We start from the raw sequence: 9,041 nt of genomic DNA on the forward strand, positions 1-9,041 counted from the left end.
CGGGAGAGATCGCCATGCAGTGCTCACGCGTGCGGCTGGGGATTCTGATCGCGTTGCTCGGTTTCACCGCAGGCTCGTTTGCGGCCGATGTAACTTGGACCGGCGGCGCAACTGGAGGTGACCGGGTTTGGAGTAACACTGGAAACTGGTTGCCCGGCTCGGTGCCTGTAGACAACGACAGTTTGATCTTTGGCCAGGGCACCGGCCACGCGACGACCAACAATCTTTCCGCTCGGATCTTTCAGTGGCTGTGGTTTTCGAACAGTACGTGGACGCTGAGCGGCAACGGCATCCGCCTCACCGCCGGCATGTCCAACACCGTGAGCGGCACGCAGACCATCGGCCTCTCGATCACGACCACCGCCGCGCAGGTCTGGCACAATGCGCCGGCGAACGCAGTGGTGCAGTTGAACAGCAACGCCGCGCTCGCGATCAATGCGGCGGTGCAGTTGACCGGCGCGGGGCAGTTTCAGTGGTTTGGGACGATCACCGGCACCGCCCCGTTGCGCGTGAGCTTGAGCAACGTCGCCGGCGCGGCCATTGCCGAGCTCTTCGTGACGAACAACGCGAACACCTACAGCGGGCCGGTGACGATTGACTTCAGCAACCGCGTGCGCGTCGCCTCGTTCTCGCAGATCAGTTCCGGCAGCATCACCGTCACCAACGGCGGCCAGCTGTACCTGGTCGGCGCGACGAACGTCGGCCCCATCGTGATTTCCGGTTTCGGCTTTGCGGAGTCGGCAGGGATTCTCGGCGCGCTGCGGATTGACGGTGGCTCGCTGGTGCGGGGGACGGTGACGCTCTCCAACGACGCCCGGATCCATGTACACAGTGGGAACGCGGCGATTTTCGGGCCAATTCATGGCGCCTTCAGATTGGAGAAGAGTGGTGCCGGATCGCTGCAGCTGGACAACGTCACGAACACGGGCTTCACGGGGAAGTGGGTGGTGATGTCGAACGGCCAGCTGCGCGCGGCCACGGATGGCGCTCTGGGCGCGGTGCCGGCCTCGTTGGTCTCCGATGCGATCACGCTGACCAATCGCGGCCGGTTGATGAACTGGAACAACGAGGTCGTGATTCATCCGAACCGCGGCATTTTCCTCGCCGGCGGTACGGACGCCGGCGGTGGTCTACAGGCGGGCTGGTGGGCGGGGCTGCAGGTGCTGAGCCCGATTTCCGGCCCGGGCGGTTTGTACATCGCGGCCGACTCGACGCCGGGCTGGGTCGTGCTGGCGGGCGCGAACACCTTCCAGGGCGGGCTGACGAACGACGCGCGGCTGCGGCTTGGTGCGAACGAGGTGATTCCGGACGGCGCGAGCGCGGGCAACGTGGTCCTGCTGCCGCAGGTCACGTATCCGGTGCACAGCCTCGCTACTCCGCGAGCACTCGATCTGGCAGGGTTCACTGAAACGATCAACGGTTTGAGCGGCGGCAGTGTGCTGACCAACAGCATCGGCGCGGCACAGCTGTGGCTGGGCGCGAACGACGCAAGCGGCAGCTACACGGGCCGGGTTGCGGCCGGACCGTCGGCGACGCTGCGGATCGTGAAGACGGGGGCGGGCCTGCAGACGATGCTGGGCGGTTTCTCGGGGGCGGTGTCGTTGCATTCGATCGGCGGCGTTCTGGCCGCAACCGGCTCGGTCGTCGCGGCCGGCGCGGCCGGCGGCGCGCTCTCCGCGGGCGACGTGGTGGCCCCCGGGGTTCTCTCGACCCCGGGCACGATGGCGTTCACGAACGGCGCGGTGGTGTTCAATCCGGGCGGTTCGGCTCCGGGCGTCGATGCGGACCTCTTTTCCGCGAACGATCTGGTGTTTGACACCAGCGCGCTGATCGTGGTGACGCCGCTGCGAGCGTTCACCGGCGCGGTGCCGGTCTTCACCTACACCAACAGTCTCACCGGCACCGCGTCGCTGCTGACGGTGATCCCGACCAACACGCGCTATACCGCCTTCACCGTGGACGATACGACGCCGGGCGTGATCACGCTCTCGCCGGCCGGTGGCGGGCCGAACGAACTGAGCTGGGTGGGCACGAATGCAACGTGGAACGTCGGTGCGCATTACGCCTTCTATAACGAGACGACCACCTCCACCGATCGTTTCTGGCAGGCGGACATCGTCCGCTTCGGAAATGTCAATACATCGCTCGACCGCGTTCGCACGGGCACGGTGAACATTGTCGGCGCGGTTGCGCCGGAGCGGATTATTGTTGAGGGCCTCAGCAACATCACCTTTGCGGGTAGCGGTCGGATCAGCGGCTGGGCGGAACTCTTCAAGGGCGGCACGAACCTGCTGGTGATCAACACCGCAAACGACTTCAGCGGTCCGGTGACGGTGACCGGCGGCACGCTGCGGGTGGGCAATCCCTCCGCGCTCGGTTCCATCGTCGGCGCGACGTGGATCACCAACGGCGGCACGATTGATGTGAACGGCCAGAATTTGGGCGCCGAGCTCTTCTACATTGCGGGTGGTGGTGTGGCGAACACCGGCGCGGTGGTGAACAGCTCTGGCACCGATGCGATCAACGCGATGCAGCGCGTGTACCTCGTCGGCAACACCATCTTCGGTGGGAACCGGCGGTGGGACATCCGCGCGGTCGGGCTCTGGCCCACGAACGACGCATTCATTGCGTCCATGGTCGGGCCGGTGCAACTGGTCTTCACCGGCACCGCGGAAAAGGCCTGGCAGAACGTCACGGTGGGCAGCGGGATTGACATCGTCGTCGGCCAAGGGCTCTTCCGCACGGAGTTCAACACGATCTGGCTCGGGCCGGCGACGAACTCCGTCCGCGTGATGGCCGGCGCGACACTCGACATTTACAACCAAACGAATCCGGTGAACCGCATTCTGATTCTGGACCACAACGCGAACCTCACGGCGCAGGTCGGCGGTTTCACCAATCTGAACGTCTGGGCCGGGCCGATCCAGGTGATGGGGCGGGTGAATGTCGAGGCTCGGGCGGGGCAGTTCTTGACGCTCGCTGGGCCGATGAGCGGCAGCGGGAGCTTGATCATACTCTCGAACGGCACGGTGTTCGTCACCGGCGACAACAGCGCGTGGGCCGGCAACCTGTCGGTTTCGACCGGCACGGTGGATGTGGGCAAGGGCGGAGCGACCGGTGACCTTGGCGTCGGCGACGTTACGAACCTGGGTGGGCGCGTGGTGTTCAGCCGCACGGGAGACTACACGATCCCGAACCGGTTCATCTCGCCGCCGGGTGTTACGTTCACGAACCCGAGCATTGTGAAGAGCGGTGGCGGCACGCTCACGTTGACCGGCTCCGGTTCCACCTTCAACGGGATGGTCGTGCTGCAGGAGGGCGGTCTGGCGCTGGGCAGCGATACCGCGCTCGGTGTGACGAACCTGGTGTACATCGCGACACCGCGGACGTGGCTCTCCTCCGTGGGCGGCGCGACGCGCGTGCTCGGCCATCAGCAGTGGTGGCACACCGAGAGCGGTCCGAACTTTGTCGGCAGCGGCGAGTTCGTGTTCACGAACACCGTCTTCAACGGCAGTTTCGCGAAGTTTCTGACGGTGTCGAACCCGGCAGTCACGTTCACGAACACCGCGCCGTGGGTGGGTGCGGGCCCAGTGACGAAGTACGGACCGGGTGAACTTCGGATTTACGGCACCGTCGCGTCGGCCGCGTTCACGAACATGGCCGGCCGGCTGAAGCTCGGCCCGGGCGGCGCGTTCACGGCCCCGGGCGCGGTGCTCGCGTTTTATCCGGGGTCGGTGTTCGACGTTGCGGAGCTCGGTGGCTGGACGCTCTCCGCGGGACAGACGCTGGCCGGCGGCGTGGGCGTCGTGGGCGATGCGACGCTGCAGGGCCGCGTGATCCCGGGGTGGTCGCCGGGCACGATCACGTTCAGCAACGCGGCGACGTTCAACAATGCGACGCTGGACATTGAGCTGGCGAACGTCGGCACCGTCGGCGGTGGCGTGAACGACCTGCTGGAGATCATTGGTGCGGCGACGTTCAGCGGCGTGAGCACGGTGAACGTCTTTGCGCTGAACAACGAGTTCAGCGCGCCGCGGTACGCGATCGTGACGAACATGGGCACCCGTAGCGGCGGCGCGGCGAACCTGGCGCTGGCGATGGGCGTGATGACGAACAGCCGGTATTCGTTCGCGCTGAACGACAGCGACCCGAACGCGATCTGGCTGGACGTCAGTGGCGCAAACAAAACGCTCGTGTGGCGGGGCGGTCCGGAAAGCGCGTTCTGGAACGTGAAGGGCACCACGAACAACTTCCTGGACGGCGTGACGCCGGAGACGTTCTGGCAGGCCGACCGCGTGCGGTTTGACCAGACCGCGTACAGCCTGCTGTCTACGGGTCGGTTCGACGTGACGATCTCCGAGCCGGTCGCGCCCGCGGTCATGACGGTGGACGGTGGCCGCGCGTACACGTTCACGAACACACTCGCCGGCGCACGGATCACCGGCGGCGCGACGCTGATCAAGCTCGGCAGCGCGCCGGCGTTCATGGGCGCCGCAAACGACTACACCGGGCCGACGCTGATCAGCAACGGGATCTTCGTGCTGACGCATTCCTCGGGCGTCGGCGTGTCCAACGCGGGGACGTACGTCGCCTCCGGCGCGACGCTCGACATCTACGGCAACATGGTCGGACATCTCGGCTACGAGGAGGTGTTCGCGTCGGGTGAGGGCGTTGACGGACGGGGGGCGATCGTGAACAGCGGTGCCAGTCAGATACAGGCGCTGCGCCGCGTCACGCTGCTCGGCGACACCACCTTTGGCGGCACCGGCCGTTGGGACATCCGCAACACGAACACCGTGGACGGATGGCTCAGCACCGGTGGCAATCCGTACAACCTCAGGAAGGTGGGCACCAACGCGGTGATTTTGTCCGTGGGCACCTGGGTGGATCCGGCGCTCGGCAACATCGAGATCCGCGAGGGCATCTTCGGAGTGGAGACTCTTGTCACCGGCCTCGGAGATCCGACCAAGGCGTTGACGGTCTGGAGCAACGCGTGGTTCTGGGTGCACAACTTCTCGAACCCGGTTGCGAAGAGCGTGGTGCTGCGGTCGGCCGGCGGCGTGTTCGTCAACAGCGGTACGATCGGCGCCGGGCAGAACTACTTCGTGCAGCCGGTGGTGCTGACAAACGGCGTCGCGCTGGTGAGCGGCCCCGGCAATGCGCTCTTCTCCGAGTTCCGCGGCGCGGGCGGCCTGCGGAAAGAGGGCGCGGGTGAGATCTGGCTCACCGGTACCAACACGTTCGCCGGCCCGCTGCAGATGAATGCCGGCACGCTCAGGCTGCTCAGCAACTCCACCGCGCTGGCGATTTCGGAGCTGCGGATGGAGGGCGGCACGTTGGCGCTCGACAACAGCCGGGGCGTGAACCTGGCGAACCGCCTGCCGGACTCCGCCCCGATCATCGGCTGGGGTGGCACGTTGCAACTGGTCGCCGCGACGAACGAGTTCAGCTACGAGCGCCTTGGCGTCGTCACGCTGGAACGCGGCACGCTCGCCATTGACCAGCAAATTCCAGCCGCGAACGGCACGACGAGCATCGTACACCTCGCGGGACTGGTGCACCGGCAGGGGCTGGTGAACTTCACGTTCAGCAACGTCGGCGCCTCGCCCACCTACTACTTCCTCGGCGACACAGCGACGAACGCGCCCGGGCCGCACGTGCTGATTGACGGGCTCGCGGATGGCGCGACGATCCCGTTCGCGACGGTGAACGGCGCGGGTTTTGCGCGCTACAGCACCGAGCGCGGCGTGTATGTGCCGCTGTACCTGCCCGAGTTCGACGGCTCCGCGAATCAGATCAACCAGGACCTGCGGCTGACCGCAAACCGGATCGCGGAGACCACCAACCTCACCGCGCACCGCTCGATCAACACGCTGGTGGTGTCGAACCAGCTGGTCGCCGCGGTGAACCTCGCCGGCAACAACCTGACCATCGCGGGCGGTGGGTACCGGCACCTGGGCACGAACAACTTCGCGTTCGTGGACTCGGTGGGTGGCGGAAAGATCATTTCTGGCGACGCGGTCTTCTTCGTCGCCTCCGCGACGACGAGGGTGGCGGTCGCGATGGATCTGGCCAGCCTCAGCAAAGAGGGCGGTGGAACGCTCATTCTGCTCAACCCAGCGACCTACACCGGCAAGACCTCGATCGGTGGCGTGCTGCAGGTGGGTGAGATGACCGCCGCGTCGATTCCGACCGGCCAGCCGGTGTGGAACAACGGGACGCTTCGGTTCAACACGTCGGTGGATCACAACTTTACCGGCAACATCTTCGGGACCGGCGGGTTGGATAAGTTTGGCGCGAACACGCTCACGTTGAGCGGTCCCAATAACCTCTTTGGCAGCGACATCAACGTCTACAGCGGACGCCTTGTCTTCGCGGCCGGCAGCTCGGTGTTGATGACCAACGGCACGTTCGGCGTCGGCGGCACCAACGTGACGGGGGTGGGGCCGGCGATCTGGCGGATCGAACCCGGTGCGACGTTCGAGGTGGGCGCTGTCGGCACTTCATTCTACGGTGCGAACTTCGCGGCGAACCGGCCCAGCCTGATGCTGCAGGATGGCGGGACCGTGCTGATCGGGAGTACGAACCTGAATGTCGTGCGGTTCGCGCACTGGCCGGGCACGAACGTCTACAACATGGCCGGCGGTCTGCTGGTGGTCTCGAACCGGCTGACGATGGCATGGGACGGGTGGAGCATCGTCAACCAGACCGGCGGCACGGTTCGAGCGGGGCAGATCGCATTTATCCGGATAGATGGGCCAGCTCCTGCCAATCTCTGGCGGACGTCGCTGTGGAACCTCGTCGGCGGGACGCTCGAAGTGGGCCGGGGTGGCCTGCACGTGCACACGACGCGGACGGACGTCGCAGCGGCGACCAACCTGGGGTTGAACGTCTACGGCGGCGCGCTGAGGGCGTGGGGCCGCGACAAGGAGACGAAGATCTGGAACACTGTGCCGGTGCGACTGTTTGGCAACCTCACCGTCACCGGTGCGCCGGATGAGCGGGTGGAGATCCTCGCTCTAGTCTCGGGTGCGGGCGGCATTCGCAAGGTGGGCGAAGGGGCGCTGATTCTCGCGCGAACGAACACCTACAGTGGCGGGACGATCGTCAGCAACGGCACGCTGACGGTGAAGATGCGCGACGCGCTCGGCACTGGCTCGTTGCGGTTGGTGGGCGGCACGCTCAACCTGAGTCTCGCCGGCTTCTACGAGGAGCATCTGGCGGGGTCCTTCAATCAGCACACGAACCCGCGCGCCGCCGTCGCGCTGGGCGCCTATGCGGGTGATCTCGAGCAGAACATGAGCAACCGGGCCATCTCGGAGCAGAGCACCTACGGTTATCAGGGGTTCATCATCAATCCGGGGCCGACCAATGTCGTCTACACGTTCGCGGAGAGCTTTGACGACAACGTCCGGCTGCGGATCATCGTCGGCGGGGTGACCAACGATGTGTTGAACAATACGGTGTACAACATTCCGAGCCTCGGCTCGATCGATCTGCCGCCGGGGATCCACCAGTTCGACCTGCGGCTGGGCAATGCCGCTTCGTCGGGTGGTGGCAACGCGAACCAGTGGTGGACGCGCTGGGATCTGGGCTTTGGCTGGGATCCGCAGGGGCGCGGCGCGCCAATGATGGAGTACTTCCAGCCGCTCCGGGCGCCAGAGGACGGCTCCCTCTTCATCGCCGACACGAACGGGTTTGCGTTGCCGAATGCGGTGTTCGTGGATGGCAACTCGACGATCAGCCTGATCGGGTCGCGGGATATTCCGATGGCGCTCGTCGGGCCGGTTTCGATCGGCTCGCACACGCTGGTGGTCACGAACAACATGCCGGGCTTCCTCGGACTCGGCGGCACGGTCACGATCTCCGGCACACCGACGGTGGTCGTCGCGCCGAACGTGAGCGTGGTGGTAACGCAGTCTGTCAATGGCGGTTTCACCGACGCGCTGACGAAGGATGGCCTCGGCCGGCTGGTGCTGCGGCAGCCCGCGCTCTACAACGGCCTCACCCGGGTCAAGGCGGGCACGCTCGAGCTGGCGAACCTTGGCGCGCTTGCGAGCGGAACGATCCAGATCGACAGCGGCGCGCAGATCGTCGCAACGGGGACGCTCTCGACGGTGGAGTTCGGCACCGGGCAGACGCTGAAGGGTGAGGGGAAGTTCGTCGGCGGGCTGATCATGGACAGCGGCTCGACGCTGTCGCCGGGTCTGAGCCCGGGCATCCTCACGATGATGGGCGATCTGACGCTCGACACCGGCTCGACGCTGGAGGTGGAGCTGAACGGGCTCACGGTCGGCACACAGTACGATCAACTGCTCTTCGCGGGCGGGTCGTGGTCGCTGACGCTGAACAATCCGACGCTGAACGTGTTGCTGGGCTTCACGCCGGTCTACGGCGACAGCTTCACGATCGTGCAGGGCTTCAGCGCGCTCTCGGGCACGTTCAACGGCCTGCCGGATGGTGCTCAGTTCACGGTGGGCACGACGTTGTTCGAGATTGACTACGACACGAGCAACATCACACTGACGGTCGTGCCGGAGCCCGCAACGCTGGGTCTGGTGGCGATGGTGGCCGCGGCGGTGCTGCTGCGCCGGCGGCTGCCGCGCTGAGCGGGCGGATAGGGTCCGCGGCAGGAAGCCCGCGCCCGAGCCTGCTGGCCGCACGGGAGGTGCGGCCGGGGTTAGGGTCCGAGACGAAGAAGACGGCGACGGGCCGCGCGGTTGCGCTTCAGTTTGCGACGGGCGCGAACGGAGCGCGCTGCGGCAGCGCGAAGGCGCGTTGCGTTGTCGTCCAGATCTGCGAGTTTCACCCTGCGAGCAACAGAATCACCCTCGAGCCGACGGATGTAGTCGAAGTACCGTTCGCGCGGACGCCGGGTGAGCAGGTCCACGCGGCGAACCACCGCGTCGGAGAAACCGAGCCGCCGGAGGTCGTCGAGCGCGAGCGGGGTGGTTTCGAGCACGTCGTGCAGCGCGGCGACGGTGCGGGCGAGGGCCCCGCGGACGCGTGCCATCACGCGGAGCGAATGGGCGAGCTTTGCG

General features: G+C 66.2%; 2 protein-coding genes. One reads left to right on the forward strand and one right to left on the reverse strand.

Annotation, left to right across the window (positions count from 1 at the left end; genetic code table 11):
* The first annotated feature begins 14 nt into the window (after positions 1-14).
* Positions 15-8,609 carry an autotransporter-associated beta strand repeat-containing protein gene (locus N2652_09655; GenBank protein MCX7819452.1) on the forward strand — a complete coding sequence of 2,865 codons (8,595 nt, stop codon included), beginning with the start codon at positions 15-17 and terminating at the stop codon, positions 8,607-8,609.
* A 71-nt stretch (positions 8,610-8,680) separates the two neighbouring features.
* On the opposite strand, the gene N2652_09660 is transcribed toward N2652_09655, so the two are convergent.
* Positions 8,681-9,041 (reverse strand): GTP pyrophosphokinase (locus N2652_09660; GenBank protein ID MCX7819453.1); only part of this gene is annotated, 361 nt, incomplete at its 5' end.

It is taken from the genome of Kiritimatiellia bacterium (assembly GCA_026417735.1).
Lineage (GTDB): Bacteria > Verrucomicrobiota > Kiritimatiellia > PWTM01 > PWTM01 > CAACVY01.

Excerpts from the sequence above, each read along its gene's own strand:
- N2652_09655 (MCX7819452.1), top strand. The coding sequence starts at position 15 with ATGCAGTGCTCACGCGTGCGGCTGGGGATTCTGATCGCGTTGCTCGGT.